Origin of the sequence: Amycolatopsis sp. cmx-4-61 (genome assembly GCF_046548775.1) — a bacterium.
GTDB lineage: Bacteria > Actinomycetota > Actinomycetes > Mycobacteriales > Pseudonocardiaceae > Amycolatopsis.
In genome coordinates, this window is the sequence record NZ_JAEBEI010000003.1 from 50,842 (window position 1) to 71,769 (window position 20,928).

The window sequence follows — 20,928 nt, forward strand, 5'->3', positions numbered from 1 at the left end:
CGTCATGATCCTCCGGCCCGGTTCAGCCCGCCCGCCGGACCCCGGCGATGTAGCGGTTGGACGGCGGCAGGTACCCGAGCACGGTCGCGACGACGGCCACCCCGCAGCTCACCGACGCCGCCCACGACGGCGCGGTGGTCAGCAGCGACGCGGCCTGCAGCAGGGTGAAGACGGTCAGGGTGACGCGGGCCCAGTTGCGGCCGGCCTTGAGCTTGAACGACAGCCACAGGTAGACCAGCGCGATGACCACGGCGATGGCGACCGGGACGAGCTGCCCCAGCAGGGTGAGCCGGTCGAGCTGGTCCGCCGGCATCCCGGGGTTGGCCCGGCGCAGGGTGGCCGCGATCTCGTCGCGCGCGCTCAGGATGAGCAAGGCGCCGGCGATCGCGGATACCGTGGAAACCAGGAAACCGAAGAAGGCGGCGATGATCGTGGTGGGCGGGTTTTCCCGCAGCGTTTCGGTGGTCATACCGGGGAAGTTAGGACTCGCCGCACCGGGCCACCGGCTGAGCCGCGCTCGTCTCGTCCTTTCGGCCGAGGCGACGGCCCGGGCCATGGCGAACCGGTGCCTAGGTGATCGGGGGCGGGCTGGGCGCGCAACGGCGACCTGAGCCCGCCGGACGCCGAACTCCGGCGGCCTCGGCAGGGTTGACAGCCTCGACAGCGAACCCGACCACACGCGAAGGCGGTGGGTCGGCGCCCGGCCGCGGCCGGGGAAACGGCTACCGCTTCCCCGGCGGCCCGCCGGAGCCCGGGCCCCCTGCGGCGGCCTGGTGCGGTCCGGCATCCCGTTTCGCCGGGCCGCCGCCCTTCCCCGGGCCGCCCTCCGGCTTGCCCTTCGGCGGTTCGACGGCGACCACGTCCGCGGGCTTCCCGGCCTGCGCCGAGGCCAGCACGACCGCCGACGCCGGGGTCAGCGTGACCTGCGCCGGGACCGGGACCGAGCTCGTCCCCGGCGCGGCCTCGGGCACCAGGACCGGCGCCGGCCCCGGGTCGGCCGGCCTGCTGAGCACCGCCGCCAGTACCGCCGCCGCGGCCACCGTCGCGAGGCCGCCGGCCACGGCCAGCGGACGGCGGCGCGCCGGGGCCTGCCCGGCCTCGCGGTCGCCGTCGTGGTGCCGGTCGTGCTCACCCACGGGCACGCCCGCAGCCACGACCGGAACCGTCGCGACCACCAGGGACGGCTCGCGCAGCCACTGCCGGACCTGCTCGGCGCTCGGCCGGTCGGCGGGGTCGCGGGCGGTCATCCGGCGCACCACGTCCGCGAGCGGGTCCGGTGTGCCGTCGGGGATCCGCGGTGCGCGGTGCAGCCGGGCCGCCGCGGACTCCGCGAGGGTGCCGGGGAACTCGAGCCGCGCGGTCAAGCACTCGACCAGGATCAGGCCGAGCGCGTAGATGTCGGCCGGCGGGCCGGCGTGCTCCCCCAGGATCTGCTCCGGCGCCAGGTACGCGGCCGTGCCGGTGACCAGGCCGGTGCCGGTGAGGTGCGTGGCGTCCAGGGCGTGCGCGATGCCGAAGTCGGTGATCAGCGGACCGTCCGGCCCCAGCAGGACGTTCGCCGGTTTCAGGTCGCGGTGGACGATGTGCCGGGCGTGGACGTGGGCCAGCGCGTCCGCCAGCCGGATCGCCAGCTCGCTCACCTCCGCCGCGGTGAACGGCCCGGCGCACAACCGCTCGGCGAGGTTCTCCCCGTCGACCAGCTGCATGACCAGGTACGGCCGGTCACCCTCGGTGCCGCTGTCGTACACCGCGACGACGCCGGGGTGCTGCACGCTGGCCAGCAAGGTCTTCTCCCGGGCCCGGCGCAGCTGCTCGACGGCCACCACGTGACTGTCGTAGACCTTGACGGCGACCTCGCGCCCCAGCTCGCGGTCGACCGCCCGGTGGACCCGCGCGGTGGCGCCCCGGCCGAGCAGCGGCCCGAGCTCGTACCGCCCGGCGATCACGCCGGGCAGATCGTTCGTCATCGGCAGCCCCCATCCGGCTCGTGTGTCCCTCCGGTACCCGCGGTGGGGGGTCGCGCAAACGCGAACTGCGTGAGGCCGGGCTCACTTCGCGAGCAGGGTGAGCAACCGGGCCACTTCGTCGCGCACCGCGTCCCGGCCGGGGGCCAGGTAGCGGCGGGGGTCGGTGAGCGTCGCGTGCTGCCCGAGCGCCGCGCGCACCGAGGCCGTGAGCACCTGGTTCAGCCGCGTTCCGACGTTGACCTTCACGATGCCGCTCGCCACCGCCCCGCGCAGGCCCTCGTCGGGCACGCCGGAGGAGCCGTGCAGCACCAGCGGCACGGGGACGCTGCGGGCGAGCGCGGCGATCAGGTCCTCGTCGAGCACCGCGCTGCGGTCGGCCATGGCGTGCGACGAGCCGACGGCCACGGCCAGGGAGTCCACGCCGGTCGCGGCGGCGAACTCGCGGGCTTCGGCAGGGTCCGTGCGCACGCCGGGGGCGTGGGCGCCGTCCTTGCCGCCGATCTCGCCGAGCTCCGCCTCGACGCGGCAGCCCGCGGCGTGGCAGCGCTCGACCACGGCCTTCGTCCGGGCCACGTTCTCGGCGTAGGGCAGCGCGGCCGCGTCGAACATCACGGAGGTGATGCCCAGCGCGAGTCCCTCGTCGATCAGCTCCTCGTCCTCGATGTGGTCGAGGTGGACCAGGACGGGCACGGTCGCGGCGTCGGCCAGCCGCAGGCAGGCGAGCGCGAACGGCGCGAGCGAACCGTGGTAGCGGACGGCGTTCTGCGAGATCTGCAGCACCACCGGGAGCCCGCTGCGTTCCGCACCGGCCACGACGGCCTCGGCGTGCTCGATCAGGATCGCGTTGAACGCCCCGATCCCGCGCCGCTGCGCGCGCAGGTCGTCCAGCAAGCCGGCCCAGTTCATCGCATCCTCTCCACTTCGACGGCACGAATCCACCGGTTCCTGGCCTCGACGTCGATCTCGCCGGCGACCGGCCGCCGGACGGCGGCGGCCGACGTGGCGACCACGTCCGCCAGCGCCGCCGGCCAGTGCACTTCGGACCGGGCCAGGTGCAGGGCCAGCGCGGCGGCTCCCGCGTCCCCGGCCCCGGCGGGATTGCCGGTGACGACTTCGGCCGGCCGGGCCCGCCACGCGCCCTCCGCGGTGACGGCCATCGCCCCCTCGCTGCCGAAGGTGGCCACCACCGCGGGCGCTCCCGCGGCCACGAGGTCCCGGCAGGCCCCGGGACCGGCAAGTTCCGCCAGTTCGTCCTCGTTCGGCATGAGCACCGCGCCGCTTCCGGCGGCCTCGCGGAGGGCGGCGCCGGAGACGTCGGCGATGACGGGCACGCCGCGGCGGACGCACAGCCGAGCCAGCTTCGCCGGGACGTCGGCGCCGAGTCCCTCGGGCACGCTGCCCGAGATGACGACGCCGTCGGCCGGCAGCTCGGCGTCGAGAGCGGCGGCAATGCCCGCTTCCGCGGTCTCGTCGGCCGCGGAACCGTTCTCCTGCAACATCGTCGTGCCCTCCGCGGGGGTCACCACCGCGACGGTCCGCCGCACCGCGGGCAGCGCCGGGACGAGCCGGTGCGGAAGGCCGAGCTCCGCCAGGCCGTCCCGGAACTCGTCGGGTTCCCGGGTCGTGGTCAGGGCCAGCACCAGGCTGTCGCCACCCAGCGCCCGGACCACGGCCGCGACGTTGACGCCCTTGCCGCCGGCGCGGGACCGGACGTCCGGCACCCGGGTGGTCCCGCCCAGGTGCAGTTCGCCGACCCGGTAGGTCACGTCGACGGCGGGGTTGAGGGTGACCGTGATGATCCGCGGCGTCATGAGGCCGCGGTGCTGGGCAGCGGCTCGCTGCTCTTCTCCGCGCGGTGGACCATCAGCGTCGAGCCGGCGAGGGCCAGCACGATGCCCGCGAGCTGGAAGCCGGTCGGTGCCGCGCCGAAGAACAGCAGGGAGAGGACGATGGTCAACACCGGGGCCAGTGCGTTGGTCACCGGCGCCACGATCGACGCCTTGCCCCGGCTCATCGCCATCACGAGGAACAGCGCGCCGACCGCGTTCAGCAGCTGGGTCCCGGCGGTGAGCGCGGGCGCCTGCCACGGGAAGCCCAGCGGCAGCCCGCCCATCATCAGCACGGCGACCGGGATCAGCAGCAGCCCGCTGACCGTCATCCAGCCGAACGTCGAAGCGTCGTCCACGCCGGCGAGCGCGGCCTTGCGCATGAAGAACGCCTGGACACCCCACGCCACGCACACTCCCGCGGCCAGCAGCAGGTAGAGCCATCCGCTGTCGCCACCGTCCCCCGTGGACACGGAGAACAGCACGACGGCGACGAGCGCGAGCACCACCCCGGCCCACGACCACCCGCCGAGCCGTTCCCGCAGCGCGACGAACGCCAGCAGCACCGTGATCGCCGGGGACAGCGCGACGATCGGGAAGATGACGTACGCCGGTCCGATCGTGAGGGCCTTGAACAGCAGCAGCTGGCCGCCCGCGCCGGTGAGCCCGATCGCCAGCCCGTACCCGGCGGCGACCCGGCCGCGGTCGAACTTCGTGCCCCGCAACGAAACCCACGCGGGCACGAGCATGGTCAGCGCCCAGATGACGTACACCATCGGGTCGGGGTAGGCGTAGAGCTTGGTGGGCAGGCTGGAGATCGCTCCCCACACGCCCCAGAACAACACCAGCAGTCCCGCGTACGGGATCCAGCCGCGGGTGGGCGAACCTGGTCCGGTCATCTCGGCTCCTCAGCGAGGCAGGGACGCGGTCGGGTGGACTTGCTCGGCCCGCAGCGGGTGTCCGTGCAGGCGCGCCGCGTAGAGCGCGGCACCGATGTGCGGTTCCAGCAGCGGCTCGCGGAGGTCGTAGCCGAGCGAGAGCGCATCGCGGAACGACGACAGCACCGGCGCCGCGGCGAACATGCCGCCGGAGTACGAGACCGGAACGCGGTGGCCGGCCTCGAAGTGCAGGGCCGTCCGGCCGACGGCCACGAGCAGCGCGAGTTCCCGGCCGGCCTCCCGCAGGATTCCGGTCGCGACGGCGTCTCCGGCGTCCGCGGCCCGGGTCACGACCTTGCTCAGGTTCGCGATCCGGCCCCGGTCGCCGTGCCAGCGGTTCACGACGACGTCGATCGCGTCGAAGTCGGCGGCGAGCCCGAGGGCCGCCCGCAGCTCGCCGGCGAGCGGGCCCGCGGGCAGCCGCCCGTCGACCATCCGGCTGAAGGCGTTCAGGCCCTGGATCGCCACCCAGTAGCCGGAGCCTTCGTCCCCGAACAGCTCGCTCCAGCCACCGCCGCGCCACTGCCGGCCGTCGTGTTCGCCGTAGGCGATCGAGCCGGTGCCGGCGACGACGTTGATGCCGTCGATCGCCCCCAGCGAGCCGGCCCAGCCGCAGATCATGTCGTTGCCGCAGCGGTAGTGCCGCGTCCCGAGAATGCGGGCCGGGATCGCGTCGAGCTCCGGCACGTCGGCGCTGATCTCCCCGTAAGCGGGTAGGCCGAAGAAGGCGTGGGTGATGCCGGAAACGGGAATGCCCGCGGTGTCGCAGACTTCGCCGATCCCCTGGCGCAGCAAGGGTTCCACGATCGGGAGGCCTTCGCTCAGGTAGTACACGCTCGCCGTCCTGGCCTCCGCCACGACCCGGCCATCCGGGTCGACCAGGCAGAACGCCGTCTTCGTCCCCCCACCGTCGACACCGAGGAACATCTCAGCCCACCTCCGGCGGCTCGAAGTCGTGGATGACCACGCCCTGCACGACGCGGTTCACCTCCCCTTCGGGAAAGGGGTTGTCCGGGGTGATTCCCAGCGCGAGCGAGCACGCGAGCGCCGTGGTCTGCGCGGCGATGACCGCGAGCAAGGCGTACCCGGCGACGGGGAGGCCGGCGGGTACGGGCACCGGCCAGCTCCGGGCGCCGCCGAACTCGCCGTCGGCTTCCCCGCCGACCACGACCACCCGTTCCTCGCCGAGGGACTGCACCAGCTCGCGCGCGATGTCGACGTCGTAGGCCCGTGTGTGCGGCTCGGTGGAAAGGAAGATCACGGCGACGGTGCGCTCGTCGAGCACCGACTTCGGCCCGTGCCGGAAGCCCAGTGCGGAGTCGGCGAGGCCGACGACCTCGCCCCGGGTCAGCTCGAGGCACTTGAGGGCGGCCTCGCGGGCCAGCCCGCGCAGCGGCCCGGAGCCCAGGAACACCAGCCGGGCCGGCTTGGCGCCGGCGATCGCCGCCGCGTGTTCCGCGGCGTCGCCGAGCACAGTGGACCCGGCGCGGGCCAGCGCCGCGACGTCGACGTCGACCCCGAAGGCGAGCAGGGCCGCCAGCGCCATCCCGGTGAACGAGGACGTCATCGCGAACCCGCGGTCGTTGACCTCCTCCGGCAGGGCCACCACGACGGCGTTCGCCGCACCGGACCACCGCCGCGCCAGCTGCCCGCCGGAGTCGCACGTGATCACCAGGTGCCGCAGCCCGGGGGTCAGCCGGTGCAGCAGGTCCGCCGCCGCGACGGACTCGGGGCTGTTGCCGCTGCGCGCGAAGGACACCAGCAGGATCGGCCGGTCGTCCACGACCACGCCGGCCGGGTCGGCGACGATCTCCGTGGTCGCGATCGCCTCGACCGGCCGGCCGAGCCGGCGCGCGAGATCGCGGGCCACGACCTCGCCGACGAACGCCGACGTGCCCGCGCCGGTGAGCACGATCCGCCGTCGCCCGTCGCCGACGAGCTCCGCGATTCCCGGCCGGGCCCGCCGCACGACCTCCGCCACCCGCAGCCAGGTGGCGGGCTGCTGCCCGATCTCCCGCGCGGTCCAGCTGTCGCCGGACCACCGCCCGCTGCTGTGCATAGGTGCTGCCTCCGATTTCGCCGGACGTACTCCCGGAGATTCATCCGCGCCGCGTCCGGCGGGCAAGGTTCGCCGGCCAAACGCGCATTCGGAGTGAGCGTTTCGCCGGCTGTCGTAGGCTCGGCCGATGTCCACGCGGAAACGGCGCACCACCCGGGCCGAACGGCTCTCGGAGCTGTTGCGGGTGCTCGCCGACACCGGTGCGCTGCACGTGGGCGAGCTCAGCGCCCGGCTCGGCGTCTCCCCCGCCACGCTCCGGCGCGATCTGGCCAAACTGGAGGAACAGCGCCTGCTGACCCGCACCCACGGCGGTGCGCGGCCCCGCGGGCGCACGACCGAAGTGCCGCCGCCCTACCGGGAAGGCCGGTCCCGGGACGCCAAACGCGCCATCGTGCGCGCGGCGATCCGCACGCTGCCGACCGGGCCGCACGTGATCGCGCTGACCGGCGGCTCCACCACGAGCGAGCTCGCCAAGGAACTGCCCGGCCGCGCGGATCTGACGGTGGTCACGAACGCGCTGAACATCGCCATGGACCTGGCCCTGCACCCGCGGCTGAAGCTCGTCGTCGTCGGAGGCGTGGCCCGGCCGCAGTCCTACGAGCTGGTCGGCCCGTGGGCCGAGCACGTGCTGGCGTCGATCAGCGTCGGGACGGCGTTCGTCGGCGTGGACGGCATCGACGCCACCGCGGGCATCACCACGCACGACGAGAACGAGGCCCGGACCAACCGAGCCATGCTCGGCCGCGCCCAGCGGGTGATCGTGCTGGCCGACGGCAGCAAGCTCGGCCGCTCCACCCTCGCCCGCATGGGTGACATCCACGACGTGCACGAGGTGATCACGGACTCCTCCGCCGCGCCCGGACCGGTCGCGGCGATCCGCCGGGCCGGGGTCCGGGTCACCGTCGTCGAGGCCGCCACCACCCAGGACCGGTGAAACGCGCAGCGCGAATGCGCGTTTCGTTGACCGCGGTGGCCGTCGTCCCTACCTTTCGCCGTCGACAGCCCCGACGATGATGGAGTCCGGATGCGAATTTCCCTCCCCGTCCACGGCAAGCGACTCGCTTCTCTCGGCGCGGCCGGCGCGCTCGCCGCCGGCACGCTCGCCGCGGTCGCCGCCCCGGCGTCGGCCGCGATCACCCTGCCCCCGCAGGCCGCCGGCTTCGACTACCAGATCGGCGGCGCCTACACCCCGCCGTCGGGCGTGCAGATCGTCAGCCGGGACGTCTCCGCGGCGCCAGCGAGCGGCAAGTACAACATCTGCTACCTCAACGCTTTCCAGGCCCAGAAGGGCGCGGACGGCGACTGGCCGAGCGACCTGCTGCTCCGCGATTCCAGCGGTGCCAAGGTCGTCGACCCCGACTGGCAGGAGACGCTGCTGGACCTGCGCACGGCCGACAAGCGCACCCGGGTCGCGGCCAAGGTCGGCAGCTGGATCGACACGTGCGCCGCGAAGGGCTACCAGGCGATCGAGCCCGACAACTACGACAGCTACACCCGGTCCGAGGACCTGCTCACCGCCACGCAGGCGCAGGAGTACATCAAGCTCCTCTCCGCCCGCGCCCACGGCAAGAACCTCGCCATCGCCCAGAAGAACACCCCCGAACTGGCGGCCAACCGGGTCGCCAACGGCCTCGACTTCGCCGTGACGGAGGAATGCGGCGAGTACGAGGAGTGCGCCGACTACGCGGGTCCGTTCGGCAACCGGGTGGTCGACGTCGAGTACACCGCCTCCGGGATGAGCAAGGGCTGCCCGGAGTGGAAGAGCCGGATCAGCATCGTCCGGCGTGACCTGTACGTGGTGCCGCAGGGCACGAGCGGGTACGTCCGCAAGACCTGCTGACCAGCCTTGACACACCCCGATCCGCTCGCTTTACTGCTGTCCACGCCGGAACGGCACCACCCGGCGTCAGAGGTATGCCCAGCCGGTATGTCGGTCTTCACCGCGAGCCCGGACTGAGTCGCCAGGACCCGTTCGAGGTCCGAGGCGGGGTCGTGCCCACCATCATCCGGAGTTTTCGATGATGTCTTCTCCCCCCGTTCCCGGCCGGGCCCGCTGATGGACCGCCGCGGATTCCTGCGCGGCGCCGGTGGTCTGGCCCTCGGTGCCGCCCTCGCCGGCTGCGGCCCGGCGCGGGCCACCGGGGGCCCGGTCACGGTCGAGGTCTGGCACGGCCAGACCGACACCGGCAAGAAGGTCCTCGAAGCGCTCGTCGCCGACTTCCACCGGACCCACCCCGGGATCCGGATCGACCTCGGCGGCGGTGTCCTCGCCGACGCGATGCTCCAGAAGATCACCGCGGCGCTCGCCTCGGGGTCCTTCCCGGACATCGCCTACGTCTTCGGTTCGGACCTCGCCAGCGTCGCACGCAGTCCCAGCGTCGTCGACGTCACCGGACTGGTCGATGCCGGCCCCGGGTTCTGGGCGCCGGCGCGGGAAGCGGTCACCGTCAACGGCCGCGTCCGGGCGGTCCCGGCCCTGCTCGACTCGCTGGCGGTGGTGTGCAACAAGGCGCTGTTCGAGAAAGCCGGGATCCCGCTGCCCGGCCCGGGGTGGACGTGGGCGGAGTTCGTCGAGACGGCGAAGAAGCTCACCGATCCGGGTGACGGCACCTTCGGCACCGCGTGGCCCGCGACCGGGGACGAGGACACGGTCTGGCGGATCTGGCCGATGGTGTGGGACCTCGGCGGCGACGTCATCGGCCCGGACGGCCGCGGCATCGGCTTCGCCGAGCAGGGCGTGCGTGCCCTGGAGGTCGTGCGGGACCTCGCCGCCGCCAAGGCCGTCTACCTCGATCCCAAGACCGGCAGCGAGCAGATGTACCAGGCGTTCGAAGCCGGGCACATCGGCATGGTCGCGACCGGGCCGTGGCAGCTGCCGGACATCGCCGACGCCGGGATTGACTACGCGGTCGTGCCGCTGCCGAGCTTCAGCGGCCGTGGGGTCACCATCTCCGGTCCGGACACCTGGACGCTGTTCGACAACGGCGAGGAACGCGTGGCGGCCGCCCGCACTTTCCTGTCCTGGCTGGCGGATCCGGCCCAGGACGTCCGCTGGGACGACGGCGCGGGCAGCCTCCCGCTGAGCCGCCGGACGCAGCAACTGCCCGCGTGGCAGGCGAAAACCGCCAACACCCCGGGCCTGCCGGTGTTCGTCGACGCGCTGGAGAACGCCCGCGTCCGGCCGGTGCACCCGGCCTACCCCCAGGTGTCGGCGGCGCTCGGCACCGCGATCGTCGCCGTGCTGCTCGGCCGGGCGACCCCGGCCGACGCGCTGCGCGACTGCGCCGCGGCCGCGAACGCCGCCCTGATCATTCCGCGATAGGGAGCCGCCATGCCCGGACTGCCGAGGCCCATCACCCTGCCGAGCCGAGGCTCCGCCTCGGGCCGGGGGCTCCGCCACCCGGAACCCCCGAAAAGCCCGGTCCTGCCCGCCCGACGCCGGCGGCGCCGCGAAACCGCGGCCGCGTGGGCCTACGTCTCCCCCGCCGTGCTCATCATCCTCGGTCTCGGCGTGGTGCCCGTGGCCTGGTCGCTCCTGCTGTCGTTCCAGGCCGACGACCTGGTGACGCCCAGCCGCTGGGTCGGCCTCGACAACTACGCCGCCCTCGCCCAGGACCCGCACTTCGCCCAAGCCGTGGGGAACACCGTGCTGTACACGGTGTTATACGTCCCGCTCAGCATCCTGTTCGGGTTCCTGCTGGCGCAGGCGCTGAACCGGCGGATCCGGCTGGTCGGCGTCTACCGGACGCTCGTGTTCGTCCCGTTCGTGCTGTCGGCGACCGCCCAGGGTGTGCTGTTCTCCTTCATCCTGGACCCGCAGTTCGGCGCGGCGAATTCGCTGCTGCACCACCTCGGCGTTTCGCCGCAGGGCTTCCTCACCGACCCGGCGCAGGCGCTGCTGGTGCTGGTCGGCATCACGCTGTGGAGCGGCACCGGCTTCTGCGTCGTGGTGTACCTGGCCGCGCTGCAGGACGTCCCGCCGTCGCTGGTCGAGGCCGCGCGGCTGGACGGCGCCGGGACGTGGCGCGTGCTCCGGCACGTGACGCTGCCCGCGGTCACCCCGGTGACGGCGTTCCTCGTGGTGTGGCAGCTGATCACGTCGCTGCAGGTGTTCGACCTGGTCTACGTGACGACCAAGGGTGGCCCGCTCGGCTCGACCACGGTCATCGTTTACTTCGTCTGGGAGCAGGCGTTCAAGAACTTCACCGCCGGCTACGGCGCGGCGTCGGCCTACGTGCTCGCGTTGGCCCTGCTCGCCGTCGTGGTGATCCTTCGCGTGCTGCGCCGGCCCGGGAGGGCGCTGCGATGAGGACACAGCCGATACAGCCGACACGGCCCGCTTCGCTCGACGTGTCCGCGACCCGCGCGGCGCTGCCCGCGCTGCACCGGCCCCGGCGGCCGTTCAGCCCGTGGCACCTGCTGCTCGTGCCGCTGGCGCTGGTGTTCGCGGCACCGCTGGTCTGGCTGCTGCTCAGCTCCGCGATGAGCAACGCCGAGATCAACCGGTTCCCGCCGGCGCTCTGGCCGTCCCGGGTGGACTTCTCCGGGTACCGCTATGTCCTGCAGAACGCGCTCTTCGTGCGGTGGTTCGCGAACTCGCTGATCGTCTCGGCGGTGACCGTGGTGTCGAACCTGGTGTTCGGCACGCTGGCCGGCTACGCGTTCGCGCGGATGCGGTTCACCGGCTCCCGGGCGCTGCTCGCGCTGATGGTCGCCACGATGGCGATCCCGTTCCAGCTCACCATGATCCCGACGTTCCTGGTGATGAAGCGGCTCGGCCTGATCGACACCCTCGGCGCGCTGGTCGTGCCGTCGCTGGTGACGCCGTTCGCGGTGTTCCTGCTGCGCCAGTTCTTCCTGTCCCTGCCCCGGGAACTCGAAGAGGCGGCGTGGATCGACGGGTGCTCGCGGCTGCGCGTGCTGTTCACCATCGTGCTCCCGCTGTCGCGGCCCGCGCTGAGCACGGTGGCCGTGCTGACGTTCCTGAGCACGTGGAACGACCTGACCTGGCCGCTGATCGCGGTCAACCACGACACGACGTACACGCTGCAGCTGGGGCTCACGACGTTCCAGGGCCAGCACCACACGAACTGGGCCGCGGTGATGGCGGGCAACGTCATCACCGTCCTGCCGGTGCTGCTGGCCTTCCTCGGCGCGCAGAAGACGTTCATCCAGTCCATCACCGCCAGCGGGCTCAAGGGCTAGTCCACTTCAGACACACCGGATCGGATTCCAGTGAACCTCAAGACCCCCAAGATCACCTTCGTCGGCGCGGGCAGCGTCGTGTTCACCCAGGGCCTGCTCGCCGACCTGTTCGCCTACCCGGAGCTGGACGGCGTGCACGTCGCCCTGCACGACATCGACCCCGATCGGCTGGCCACCGCGCTCGCCGCGGCACAGCGGATCGCGGCCGTGCGCGGCGTCAAGCCCGTGCTCACCGCCCACGAAGACCGCCGCGAAGCGCTGGCGGGCGCGGACTTCGTCGTCAACATGGTCCAGATCGGGATGGGGGCGGCGACCCGCACCGACTTCGAGGTCCCGGAGCGGTACGGCCTGCGGCAGACCATCGGCGACACCCTCGGCATCGGCGGGATCTTCCGCGCGCTGCGGACGTTCCCCTTCCTCAAGGAGCTCGGGGCGGACATCGCCGACGTCTGCCCGGAAGCCTGGCTGCTGAACTACACGAACCCGATGGCGATGAACGTCCAGTACCTGAGCGAGGCCACCGGGCTCACGCGGGTCGTCGGGCTCTGCCACTCGGTGTACTGGACGGTGCACGGGCTCGCCGCGCTGGTCGGGGTCCCGTTCGACGAGGTCGTCTACGTCGCGGCCGGCGTCAACCACCAGGCGTGGGTGCTGCGGTTCGAGCACGCGGGCGCGGACCTGTACCCGCGGCTGCGGGAGCTCGCCGCCTCCGACGGGCAGCTGCGGCGGCGCGTCCGGTTCGACATGCTGCGGCGGCTCGGCTACTACCCCACGGAGACCAGCGAGCACTCGGCCGAATACGTGCCCTGGTACCTCGGGCACGACAGCGAGATCGAGCGCCTCCGCCTGCCGATCGGCGCCTACCTCGGCATCGTCGCGGAGAACGAGGCCGAGTACGAGCGCACCCGGCACGCGGTCGCGGCCGACGAGCCGCTGCCCGTCGAAGGCACCGGCGAGTACGCGCCGCAGATCGTCCACAGTGTCCTGACGGGCACCCCGCGGACGGTCTACGGCAACGTCGTCAACCGGGGCCTGATCGAGAACCTGCCGTCCGGCGGCGTGGTCGAGGTGCCCTGCCTGGTCGACGGCACGGGCGTCCGGCCCACCCGGATCGGCGCCCTGCCCCCGCAGCTCGCGGCGCTCAACCGGACGTACCTGAGCGTGAACGACCTGGTCGTGCGCGCGGCCGTCGAGGACGATCCCCGCCACATCCGGCACGCGGCGCTGATCGACCCGGCAACGGCGGCGGCGCTGCCGGTCGAGCGCATCTTCGACCTGTGCGACGACCTGGTCCGGGCGCACGGCGACCGGCTCCAGCCGGGCCTGCGCGCCGTCCTGGGCCACTGACCCGGGCGGCGGGTCACGAACCCTCGTCGGGCGGCCCGGTCCGCCAGCCGAGGAGGATCGCGCGGAGCGCCTGCTCGGCCAGCCGCCGGGTGCGCTCCTCGCCCCCGGCGGAAAGGTGGCTGAGCGAGGCGACGCCGTAGCGGGTGCCCCAGAGGATCTCGCACGCCTCGTCGAGGTCGGCGAGGACGACGTCGTGCGCGGCCGACCAGGACGTGAGGAGTTCCTTGACGAACGCGATGGCCGTCCCGGCGGCGAGCCGGCGGTCGCCGGCGCTGCCCACGGGGCCGTTCACCACTTCGTAGAGTGACGTCGCCCGCGCCTACCAGGCCGAACACGGCCGCCCGGTGCTGGGTGACGTGCTCGCGGCCGAGCAGAAGTCAGCGCGCGCGTCGTCGTCTCCGGCGAGCACTGGACGGCGTACGTGCCGCCGGCGGCACGCTGGCCGGTCCAGGTCCAGGTCGTGCCGCACCGGCCCGATGACCCACCACGTCGTCATCGGCGCCGGCTCCATCGGCACGAACGCCGCCCGGCTGCTCGCCGCACGCGGCGACAGCGTCCGGATCGTCACGCGCAGCGGCTCCGGCCCCGAGCATCCGCTGGTCGAGCGGGTCGCCGCCGACGCGACCGGCATCTACGCCCTGCTGATCCGGCCAGCGTTGACGAAGGGGCGTGCCGCGTGGATCACCGGCCGCCTGGACGTGCCGCGCACGTTCACGGTCAACACCGACATGGCCCGGGCGCTGGTGACGTTCGCACCGGACGAGCGCGCCTGGGGCCGTCCCTGGCACGTGCCGTCCGCGCCGAGGTGGCGCACTGCGGTCCGGGTAGCCGCCACCGGATGCCGCGGTTGCCGGGCCACCGAAGGGGTACGCGGAGAGATCCACCTCCCGAACGGAGCCGTGATGACCCTGCCCCTGCTCGAAAGCCACCCCGACCAGCTCGGCGGCCTCGACCCGGCCGCGATCGCGAACTGCATCGACGACTGCCTGGCCTGCGCCCGCGCGTGCACCGTGTGCGCCGACGCCTGCCTGTCCGAGCCGTCGGTCGCCGAGCTGGTCCCCTGCATCCGCACCGACCTCGACTGCGCGGACGTGTGCGCGAGCACGGCCCGGGTGCTGTCCCGCCGCACCGGCGTGCTCGCCGTCCTCGACACGCTCCTGCGGGCGTGCGCCGAAGCGTGCCGCGCCTGCGCCGGGGAATGCGAACCGCACGCCGAGCACCACCGGCACTGCGCGCTCTGCGCCGAAGCGTGCCGCAAGTGCGAAGACGCCTGCCGTCAGCTGCGCGAGCACCTGGTGGGCACGGCGTGACCGCGGTGCCCGGCACCGACCAGCCACTGGGCGAACTCGAAGTCGTGCACGAATTCACCGGCGCGATGCCGACCGGGGTCAGCGTTTCGCGCCGGGGCCGGGTGTTCGTCAACTTCCCGAAGTGGGGCGACGACGTCCGGTTCACCGTCGCCGAACTCCGTGACGGCGAACTCGTCCCCTACCCGGACCAAGCCGGCAACGACAGCAAGAGCCAGACCGACCCGGACGCCCTGGTTTCGGTGCAGAGCATCGTCGTCGACGCCGCCGACCGGCTGTGGATCCTCGACACGGGCAGTCCGCTGTTCCGGCCCACCGCCCACGGCGGCCCGAAACTGGTCTGCGTCGACCTCGAGCGCGACGAAGTCACCACGACCATCCTCTTCCCCGAGGACGTGGCCCTGCCCACCACCTACCTCAACGACGTGCGCTTCGACCTCGGCCGTGGCGTCGCGTTCATCACCGACTCCGCCGACCAGGGCCCGAACGGGATCATCGTCGTCGACCTCGAGACCGGCGAATCCTGGCGGCGCCTGCACGACCACACCAGCACCAAAGCAGAAGTGCCGCCCGACTTGCGGATGGTCGTCGAGGGGCGCGACTTCGTCGAGCTTTCCGAGGACGGCTCGGCCAGTCCGGTGCGGATGGGGGCCGACGGCATCGCCATCGGCGCCGACGGTGCCCGCCTGTACTACTGCTGCCTGGCCTCCCGCCGCTGGTGGAGCGTGTCCACCGACGCCCTGATCGACCGCGGCCGGGACGACGAGGCGGTCGCGGCGACGCTCATCGACGAAGGCGACAAGGGTGGGGCCGGCGACGGCTTGGAGACCGACGACCAGGGCCGCCTCTACGTCACGGACGGGGAGCACAACGCCATCCACCGCCGCCACCCCGACGGCCGCTGGGAAACGGTGGTGCACGACCCCCGGCTGCTGTGGCCGGACACGATGTCGGTCGCCGACGGGTACCTGTACGTCACGGCCAACCAGCTGCACCGCCAGGGCAAGTACCGCGGCGGCGAGGACGACCGGCAGCACCCGTACTTCCTGTTCCGCACCCCGATCGACGCCGGCCCGGTCAACCTGCGGTGACCAGGCGGCCCTGCCCGCGGCGGCGCGGGCAGGGCCCGGCACTCACGGCCGCAGCAGCACCTTGGTCCAGCCGTCCTCGCGGTGGTCGAACCGTTCGTACCCCTCGGCCGCCCGGTCCAGGGGCAGCTCGTGGGACACCAGGAACGACGGGTTCGCCCGGCCCGTGATGATCAGGTCGCGCAACCGCCGGTTGTACCGCTTGACCGGACACTGCCCGGTCCCCATCTGCTGGCCCTTCGTGAACAACGTCCCGTAGTCGAACCCGATCCGGCCCTCCTTCGCGCCTTCGGTCGCCGCCCCGGGGTCCTGCGGGACGTAGACGCCGACGACGCCGATCCCGCCCGTGGACCGCACCGACTTCACGAGGTTGTCCAGCACCAGCTCGGGATGTTCCCGGCCGGAGTGGTCGTGCGCCTGGTAGCCGACGGCTTCGACGCCGCAGTCCGCGCCCTGCCCGCCGGTGGCCGCCATGATCTGCTCCACCGGGTCCGCCTCGGCGAAGTCGATCGGGAGCGCGCCGATCTTCTCGGCCATCGCGAGCCGGTCGCCTTGCTGGTCGACGACGTACACCTCGGCCGCGCCGCGGATCACCGCGCTGTGGGCGGCCATCAGGCCCACCGGACCGGCGCCGAACACGACCACCCGGTCACCCGGGCGCATGCCGGCCAGCTCCGTGCCGTGCCAGCCGGTCGGGAAGATGTCCGACAGCATCGTGAAGTCGTTCTCGTACTCGGTGCCCGCGGGCAGCTCGAGCAGGTTGAAGTCGGCGTAGGGCACCCGCAGGTACTCGGCCTGGCCCCCGTCGTACGGGCCCATGTTCGCGTAGCCGTACGCGGCGCCGTCCATGCCTTCGGCGGGGTTGACCCGCAGGCAGAACGACGTCCACCCCTCCAGGCAGTTCCGGCAGGTCCCGCAGGCGATGTTGAACGGCACGGACACGCGGTCGCCGACCTTGACCCGGGTGACCCCGGCGCCGATCTCGGCCACGAAACCCATGTTCTCGTGCCCGAGGACCTTGCCTTGTTCGACCGCGGTCCGCCCTTCGTACATGTGCAGGTCCGAGCCGCAGATGTTCGTCGTCGTGATCTTCACGATGGCGTCCGTCGGCTGGTCGATCACCGGATCGGGCACCTCACTCACTTCCACCTGACGCGGTCCCCGGTAGACAACTGCTTTCATCTCGGCTCCCATCGCTCACCGCAGCGTGAACTCCCGCGGCTACCCGCCGGGATTCGGCGTAATCCCGCCACGGCCGCGCGATCTGGCCGGACCGTGCCCCGCCGGTGCGGCACAATGGGCCCCATGACCCGCACGAGCTCGGGAGTGGACGCCGCCAGCCTCGACACCCTGACCGATGCTGTCCTCACCGCGTCGCGGCTGCTCGTGGCGATCTCGGTGCGCTCGATCGCGGCCGCCGAAGAAACGCTGACCCTGCCGCAGTTCCGGTTGCTGGTCGTCTTGAACTCGCGCGGGCCGCTCAAACACGCGACACTCGCCGAACACCTCGGTGTCACCCCCTCCACCGCGAGCCGCACCGTCGACCGCCTGGTCGCCGGCGGCCTCGTCGACCGGCGGACCAGCCCGGTCTCCCGCCGCGAGATCGTCCTGGCGATCACGCCGGACGGAGCGCGGATCGTGCGCCGCGTCATCGCCCGCCGGCGCAAGGAGATCGCCAAGGTCGTCGGGAAGATGTCCGCCGAACACCGGGACGGCCTCGTCGAGGCGCTCACCGCGTTCGCCGAAGCCGGCGGGGAACCGGCGCTCGAAGCCGCTCCGGAAGCGATCTGGGGCTGACGTCGGGCCGTTCGCCGGATGCGCCGGCCGCCGCCGCGGGCCGCACCGTTCGATTGCGTCGCCAAAGTGTTTCGTCTGACAACGGACGGTTCACGCACGTCCGCACGGGTATCCGCGACCGGGATCGGGACCGGAAGGAGCCCAGGATGTGTCGTCTGTTCGGTTTGTCCGCCGCGCCCCAGCGGGTGCACGCAACTTTCTGGCTGCTCGAGGCGCCGGACAGCCTGGCCGCGCAGAGCCGCCGCGAACCGGACGGGACCGGCCTCGGCGTCTTCGACGCCGACGGCAAGCCCCAAGTCTCGAAACAGCCGCTGGCCGCCTACCAGGACGAAAAGTTCGCCTGCGAAGCCAAACAGCGCGAATCCACGACATTCCTGGCGCACATCCGCTACGCGTCCACCGGCGGCCTCGAACCCGCCAACACCCACCCCTTCGTCCAGCACGACCGCCTCTTCGCCCACAACGGCGTCATCGGCGACCTCCCGGCACTGGAACACCGGCTCGGCGACTACCGGCACCTCGTCGAGGGCGACACCGACTCCGAACGGTTCTTCGCCCTCGTCACCAAGGAAATCGACGCCCACGACGGCGACGTCGGCGCCGGGATCGCCGCCGCCGCCCGGTGGGCCGCCGGTCACCTGCCGATCTACGCGATCAACCTCATCCTCACCACCCCCACCGAGCTGTGGGCGCTGCGCTACCCCGACACGCACGACCTGTTCGTCCTGCAACGCTCCCCCGGCGGCCCGCACGGCGACCGCCACCTCGAACACGCCAGCGCCGCCGGCCGCATCCGCGCCCGCTCCGGCCCGCTGGCCCACCACCGCGCCGTCGTCGTCGCCAGCGAACGCATGGACGAAGACCCGGGCTGGCAGAACCTGCAGCCCGGGCAGCTGCTGCACGTCGGCGCCGACCAGGTCGTCACCCGCCGGACCGTCCTGGAACACCCGCCGAAGCACCCGCTGACCCTCGACGACCTCGGCGGCCACGCCGCCGCCTCGCAGCAAGGCCGGTAAGGAGCCCACGAATGCCGCTCAGCCACCCGTCCCACCCCCAGGACCAGCGCCGCAACGACGTCGCCGTCAACCCGGTCTTCACCCGCGAGCCCGTCGCCATCCCCCGCGACCGGCTGCCGGACGGCGAACTCGACAACGACACCGCCTACCAGGTCGTGCACGACGAGCTGATGCTCGACGGCAACGCCCGGCTCAACCTCGCCACCTTCGTCACCACCTGGATGGAACCGAAGGCGCGCGACCTGATGGCCGAGTGCTTCGACAAGAACATGATCGACAAGGACGAATACCCGCGCACCGCCGACCTGGAGCAGCGGTGCGTGCGGATGCTGGCCGACCTCTGGCACGCCGAAGACCCCGGCAGCGCCACCGGCTGCTCCACCACCGGATCGAGTGAAGCGTGCATGCTCGCCGGCCTGGCCATGAAACGCCGCTGGCAGCACCGCCGCCGCGCGGCCGGACAGCCCACCGACCGCCCGAACATCGTCATGGGCAGCAACGTCCAGATCTGCTGGGAGAAGTTCGCCAACTACTGGGACGTCGAAGCCCGCCTCGTCCCCATGGACGGCGACCGCTTCCACCTCACCGCCGAGGAAGCGGCCCGGCACTGCGACGAAAACACCATCGGCGTCGTCGCGATCATGGGCTCCACCTTCGACGGCAGCTACGAACCCGTCGCCGACATCTGCGCCGCCCTCGACCGCCTCCACGACGACCACGGCTGGGACATCCCCGTCCACGTCGACGGCGCCTCCGGCGCATGATCGCCCCCTTCTGCGACCCCGGCCTGGAGTGGGACTTCCGGCTGCCGCGGGTCGCCTCGATCAACACCTCCGGCCACAAGTACGGCCTCGTCTACCCGGGTGTCGGCTGGGTGGTCTGGCGCGACGCCGACGCCCTGCCCGAGGACCTGGTCTTCCGCGTCAACTACCTCGGCGGTGAAATGCCCACCTTCGCGCTCAACTTCTCCCGCCCGGGCGCCCAGGTCGTCGCGCAGTACTACAACTTCCTGCGCCTGGGCCGGGACGGCTACCGCCGCATCCAGCAGTACTGCCGCGACGTCGCCACCGACCTCGCCCGCCGCATCGACGGCCTCGGCGCCTTCCGCCTGATCACCGACGGCAGCCAGCTCCCCGTCTTCGCTTTCACCCTCGCCGACGGCGAAACCGGCTATTCCGTCTTCGACGTCTCCGCCGCGCTCCGCGAACAAGGCTGGCTCGTCCCCGCCTACACCTTCCCGGAGAACCGCGAGGACCTCGCCGTGCTGCGCATCGTCGTGCGCAACGGCTTCAGCCACGACCTCGCCGACCTCCTCATCGACGCCCTCCAGCGCGCGCTGCCCCGCCTGCGCGGCCAGGACCGGCCCCAGCACGGCCGCGAGTCGGCCGGTTTCAGCCACGGCGCCGACGCCCCGGCCCGGCAGGGGGAACCGACGTCATGACCCCCACGCTCCCGCCGTCGGGCGACCAGTTCACGATCACCCACGGCGACCAGCGCGCGGTCGTCGTGGAAGTCGGCGGCGGCATCCGGGAATACACCGCCGCCGGCCGCCCGGTCCTCGACCCCTATCCGGTCGGCGCCCTCTGCGACGGCGCCCACGGCACGCCGCTCATCCCGTGGCCCAACCGCCTCGCCGACGGCCGCTACCGCTTCGACGGCGTCGACTACGCGGTGCCCCCCACCGAGCCCGAGAAGGGGAACGCCATCCACGGGTTCCTGCTCTGGCAGCCGTGGCACGCCACCCGCAGCCGCACGAACGCGGTGACGATGCGGACGCAGCTCCCGCCCCGGCCGGGCTACCCGTTCCGCCTCGACGTCGAGGTCCGCTACGAGCTCTCCGACGACGGCCTGGCGGTGACCACGACCGCGACCAACCTCGCCACCGCCGCGGCGCCCTACGGCTTCGGCCAGCACCCCTACCTGTCGCCCGGCCAGGGCCGCATCGACGACGCCCACCTGGAGTTCCACGCCGGCACGCGCATCACCACCGACCCGGACCGCCAGCTGCCGACCGGAACCGAGCCGGTCGCGGGCACGGCGTTCGACTTCACGACGGCCCGCCGGCTGGGGACCACGTCCATCGACTACGCGTTCACCGACCTGCACCGCGACGCCGACGGGGTCGCGTGGGTCCGGTTACGCGGCCCGGACGGCGCCACCGCCGAGCTGTGGACCGACGAATCCCTCCCCTACCTGGAGCTGTTCACCGGAGACACCCTCGCCCCGGACCGCCGCCGGCTCGGGCTGGGCGTCGAACCGATGACCTGCCCGCCCAACGCGTTCCGGACCCAGGACCACGTCGTGCGGCTGGCACCGGGCGCCTCGAAGACGACGCGCTGGGGTGCCCGGCTCCGCCGCTGAGCGAGGATCCGGCGCCG

The 20,928-nt window shown here is 72.7% G+C and carries 20 protein-coding genes and 2 pseudogenes; 13 read left to right on the top strand and 9 right to left on the bottom strand.

Annotated elements, in window-relative coordinates; translation table 11 throughout:
• Positions 1 to 22: 22 nt before the first annotated feature.
• From ACLJOU_RS12555 to ACLJOU_RS12585, 7 genes are all read right to left on the bottom strand, one after another.
• Entirely contained in the window at positions 23 to 469 is a 447-nt protein-coding gene (locus ACLJOU_RS12555; protein ID WP_410566796.1) for a hypothetical protein, read from the bottom strand.
• 253 nt (positions 470 to 722) lie between these two features.
• Positions 723 to 1,967, bottom strand: coding sequence for a serine/threonine-protein kinase (locus ACLJOU_RS12560; protein ID WP_410566798.1), 1,245 nt, complete (start codon positions 1,965 to 1,967; stop codon positions 723 to 725).
• A gap of 81 nt (positions 1,968 to 2,048) precedes the next feature.
• Positions 2,049 to 2,873 (bottom strand): class II fructose-bisphosphate aldolase, encoded by an 825-nt coding sequence (locus ACLJOU_RS12565; RefSeq protein WP_410566800.1) that lies wholly within the window; start codon positions 2,871 to 2,873, stop codon positions 2,049 to 2,051.
• A complete protein-coding gene (locus tag ACLJOU_RS12570) occupies positions 2,870 to 3,778 on the bottom strand; it encodes a 1-phosphofructokinase family hexose kinase (RefSeq protein ID WP_410566802.1) in 909 nt (302 codons plus the stop codon). The genes ACLJOU_RS12565 and ACLJOU_RS12570 overlap by 4 nt, the downstream gene beginning before the upstream one ends.
• Positions 3,775 to 4,692, bottom strand: coding sequence for a DMT family transporter (locus tag ACLJOU_RS12575; RefSeq protein WP_410566804.1), 918 nt, complete (start codon positions 4,690 to 4,692; stop codon positions 3,775 to 3,777). The genes ACLJOU_RS12570 and ACLJOU_RS12575 overlap by 4 nt, the downstream gene beginning before the upstream one ends.
• A gap of 9 nt (positions 4,693 to 4,701) precedes the next feature.
• A complete protein-coding gene (locus ACLJOU_RS12580; RefSeq protein ID WP_410566806.1) occupies positions 4,702 to 5,658 on the bottom strand; it encodes an N-acetylglucosamine kinase in 957 nt (318 codons plus the stop codon).
• A 1-nt stretch (position 5,659) separates the two neighbouring features.
• A complete protein-coding gene (locus ACLJOU_RS12585; protein ID WP_410566808.1) occupies positions 5,660 to 6,790 on the bottom strand; it encodes an SIS domain-containing protein in 1,131 nt (376 codons plus the stop codon).
• Positions 6,791 to 6,917: 127 nt separating this feature from the next.
• On the opposite strand from ACLJOU_RS12585, the gene ACLJOU_RS12590 reads away from it, so the two are divergent.
• The 6 genes from ACLJOU_RS12590 to ACLJOU_RS12615 all read left to right on the top strand — a co-directional run bounded on the left by ACLJOU_RS12590 (position 6,918) and on the right by ACLJOU_RS12615 (position 13,342).
• Positions 6,918 to 7,724, top strand: a complete 807-nt coding sequence (locus tag ACLJOU_RS12590; RefSeq protein WP_410566810.1) for a DeoR/GlpR family DNA-binding transcription regulator — start codon at positions 6,918 to 6,920, stop codon at positions 7,722 to 7,724.
• A gap of 90 nt (positions 7,725 to 7,814) precedes the next feature.
• The gene (locus ACLJOU_RS12595) at positions 7,815 to 8,630 is read left to right on the top strand and encodes an endo alpha-1,4 polygalactosaminidase (RefSeq protein WP_410566812.1); all 816 of its coding nucleotides are present in this window, start codon (positions 7,815 to 7,817) and stop codon (positions 8,628 to 8,630) included.
• Between the two features lie 216 nt (positions 8,631 to 8,846).
• Positions 8,847 to 10,112: an ABC transporter substrate-binding protein gene (locus ACLJOU_RS12600; protein ID WP_410566814.1), complete on the top strand. Its 1,266-nt coding sequence runs from the start codon at positions 8,847 to 8,849 to the stop codon at positions 10,110 to 10,112.
• Between the two features lie 9 nt (positions 10,113 to 10,121).
• The gene (locus ACLJOU_RS12605) at positions 10,122 to 11,099 is read left to right on the top strand and encodes a carbohydrate ABC transporter permease (RefSeq protein ID WP_410566816.1); all 978 of its coding nucleotides are present in this window, start codon (positions 10,122 to 10,124) and stop codon (positions 11,097 to 11,099) included.
• Entirely contained in the window at positions 11,096 to 11,995 is a 900-nt protein-coding gene (locus tag ACLJOU_RS12610) for a carbohydrate ABC transporter permease (RefSeq protein ID WP_410566818.1), read from the top strand. The genes ACLJOU_RS12605 and ACLJOU_RS12610 overlap by 4 nt, the downstream gene beginning before the upstream one ends.
• 30 nt (positions 11,996 to 12,025) lie before the next feature.
• Entirely contained in the window at positions 12,026 to 13,342 is a 1,317-nt protein-coding gene (locus tag ACLJOU_RS12615) for an alpha-glucosidase/alpha-galactosidase (RefSeq protein WP_410566820.1), read from the top strand.
• 13 nt (positions 13,343 to 13,355) lie between these two features.
• Here the strand turns inward: ACLJOU_RS12615 and ACLJOU_RS12620 are convergent, their stop codons facing one another.
• The gene (locus tag ACLJOU_RS12620) at positions 13,356 to 13,634 is read right to left on the bottom strand and encodes a hypothetical protein (RefSeq protein ID WP_410566821.1); all 279 of its coding nucleotides are present in this window, start codon (positions 13,632 to 13,634) and stop codon (positions 13,356 to 13,358) included.
• Positions 13,635 to 13,647: 13 nt separating this feature from the next.
• Between ACLJOU_RS12620 and ACLJOU_RS12625 the strand changes: the two are divergent.
• The 3 genes and pseudogenes from ACLJOU_RS12625 to ACLJOU_RS12635 all read left to right on the top strand — a co-directional run.
• Positions 13,648 to 13,826, top strand: a pseudogene (locus ACLJOU_RS12625) (galactose-1-phosphate uridylyltransferase); the annotation flags it as partial.
• Between the two features lie 418 nt (positions 13,827 to 14,244).
• Positions 14,245 to 14,652, top strand: coding sequence for a four-helix bundle copper-binding protein (locus ACLJOU_RS12630; protein WP_410567581.1), 408 nt, complete (start codon positions 14,245 to 14,247; stop codon positions 14,650 to 14,652).
• Complete coding sequence (locus ACLJOU_RS12635) at positions 14,649 to 15,740, top strand: L-dopachrome tautomerase-related protein (RefSeq protein WP_410566823.1); 1,092 nt, start codon at positions 14,649 to 14,651, stop codon at positions 15,738 to 15,740. The genes ACLJOU_RS12630 and ACLJOU_RS12635 overlap by 4 nt, the downstream gene beginning before the upstream one ends.
• Positions 15,741 to 15,782: 42 nt before the next feature.
• On the opposite strand, the gene ACLJOU_RS12640 is transcribed toward ACLJOU_RS12635, so the two are convergent.
• Complete coding sequence (locus ACLJOU_RS12640; RefSeq protein WP_410566825.1) at positions 15,783 to 16,919, bottom strand: glutathione-independent formaldehyde dehydrogenase; 1,137 nt, start codon at positions 16,917 to 16,919, stop codon at positions 15,783 to 15,785.
• A gap of 123 nt (positions 16,920 to 17,042) precedes the next feature.
• Here ACLJOU_RS12640 and ACLJOU_RS12645 point away from each other — a divergent pair, with 123 nt between their 5' ends.
• From ACLJOU_RS12645 to ACLJOU_RS12660, 4 genes and pseudogenes are all read left to right on the top strand, one after another.
• The gene (locus tag ACLJOU_RS12645) at positions 17,043 to 17,534 is read left to right on the top strand and encodes a MarR family winged helix-turn-helix transcriptional regulator (protein WP_410566827.1); all 492 of its coding nucleotides are present in this window, start codon (positions 17,043 to 17,045) and stop codon (positions 17,532 to 17,534) included.
• A 146-nt stretch (positions 17,535 to 17,680) separates the two neighbouring features.
• Positions 17,681 to 18,550: a class II glutamine amidotransferase gene (locus tag ACLJOU_RS12650; protein ID WP_410566829.1), complete on the top strand. Its 870-nt coding sequence runs from the start codon at positions 17,681 to 17,683 to the stop codon at positions 18,548 to 18,550.
• Positions 18,551 to 18,561: 11 nt separating this feature from the next.
• Positions 18,562 to 19,991 (top strand): annotated as a pseudogene (locus tag ACLJOU_RS12655) (glutamate decarboxylase).
• Positions 19,988 to 20,911, top strand: a complete 924-nt coding sequence (locus ACLJOU_RS12660; RefSeq protein WP_410566830.1) for an aldose 1-epimerase family protein — start codon at positions 19,988 to 19,990, stop codon at positions 20,909 to 20,911. Before ACLJOU_RS12655 ends, ACLJOU_RS12660 begins: the two are co-directional and overlap by 4 nt.
• Positions 20,912 to 20,928 lie beyond the last annotated feature (17 nt).

Excerpts from the sequence above, each read along its gene's own strand:
- ACLJOU_RS12610 (WP_410566818.1), top strand. The coding sequence starts at position 11,096 with ATGAGGACACAGCCGATACAGCCGACACGGCCCGCTTCGCTCGACGTG.
- ACLJOU_RS12595 (WP_410566812.1), top strand. The coding sequence starts at position 7,815 with ATGCGAATTTCCCTCCCCGTCCACGGCAAGCGACTCGCTTCTCTCGGC.
- ACLJOU_RS12575 (WP_410566804.1), bottom strand. The coding sequence starts at position 4,692 with ATGACCGGACCAGGTTCGCCCACCCGCGGCTGGATCCCGTACGCGGGA.
- ACLJOU_RS12585 (WP_410566808.1), bottom strand. The coding sequence starts at position 6,790 with ATGCACAGCAGCGGGCGGTGGTCCGGCGACAGCTGGACCGCGCGGGAG.
- ACLJOU_RS12660 (WP_410566830.1), top strand. The coding sequence starts at position 19,988 with ATGACCCCCACGCTCCCGCCGTCGGGCGACCAGTTCACGATCACCCAC.
- ACLJOU_RS12600 (WP_410566814.1), top strand. The coding sequence starts at position 8,847 with ATGGACCGCCGCGGATTCCTGCGCGGCGCCGGTGGTCTGGCCCTCGGT.
- ACLJOU_RS12605 (WP_410566816.1), top strand. The coding sequence starts at position 10,122 with ATGCCCGGACTGCCGAGGCCCATCACCCTGCCGAGCCGAGGCTCCGCC.
- ACLJOU_RS12580 (WP_410566806.1), bottom strand. The coding sequence starts at position 5,658 with ATGTTCCTCGGTGTCGACGGTGGGGGGACGAAGACGGCGTTCTGCCTG.
- ACLJOU_RS12645 (WP_410566827.1), top strand. The coding sequence starts at position 17,043 with ATGACCCGCACGAGCTCGGGAGTGGACGCCGCCAGCCTCGACACCCTG.
- ACLJOU_RS12640 (WP_410566825.1), bottom strand. The coding sequence starts at position 16,919 with ATGAAAGCAGTTGTCTACCGGGGACCGCGTCAGGTGGAAGTGAGTGAG.
- ACLJOU_RS12565 (WP_410566800.1), bottom strand. The coding sequence starts at position 2,873 with ATGAACTGGGCCGGCTTGCTGGACGACCTGCGCGCGCAGCGGCGCGGG.
- ACLJOU_RS12555 (WP_410566796.1), bottom strand. The coding sequence starts at position 469 with ATGACCACCGAAACGCTGCGGGAAAACCCGCCCACCACGATCATCGCC.
- ACLJOU_RS12560 (WP_410566798.1), bottom strand. The coding sequence starts at position 1,967 with ATGACGAACGATCTGCCCGGCGTGATCGCCGGGCGGTACGAGCTCGGG.
- ACLJOU_RS12650 (WP_410566829.1), top strand. The coding sequence starts at position 17,681 with ATGTGTCGTCTGTTCGGTTTGTCCGCCGCGCCCCAGCGGGTGCACGCA.
- ACLJOU_RS12570 (WP_410566802.1), bottom strand. The coding sequence starts at position 3,778 with ATGACGCCGCGGATCATCACGGTCACCCTCAACCCCGCCGTCGACGTG.
- ACLJOU_RS12630 (WP_410567581.1), top strand. The coding sequence starts at position 14,245 with ATGACCCTGCCCCTGCTCGAAAGCCACCCCGACCAGCTCGGCGGCCTC.
- ACLJOU_RS12590 (WP_410566810.1), top strand. The coding sequence starts at position 6,918 with ATGTCCACGCGGAAACGGCGCACCACCCGGGCCGAACGGCTCTCGGAG.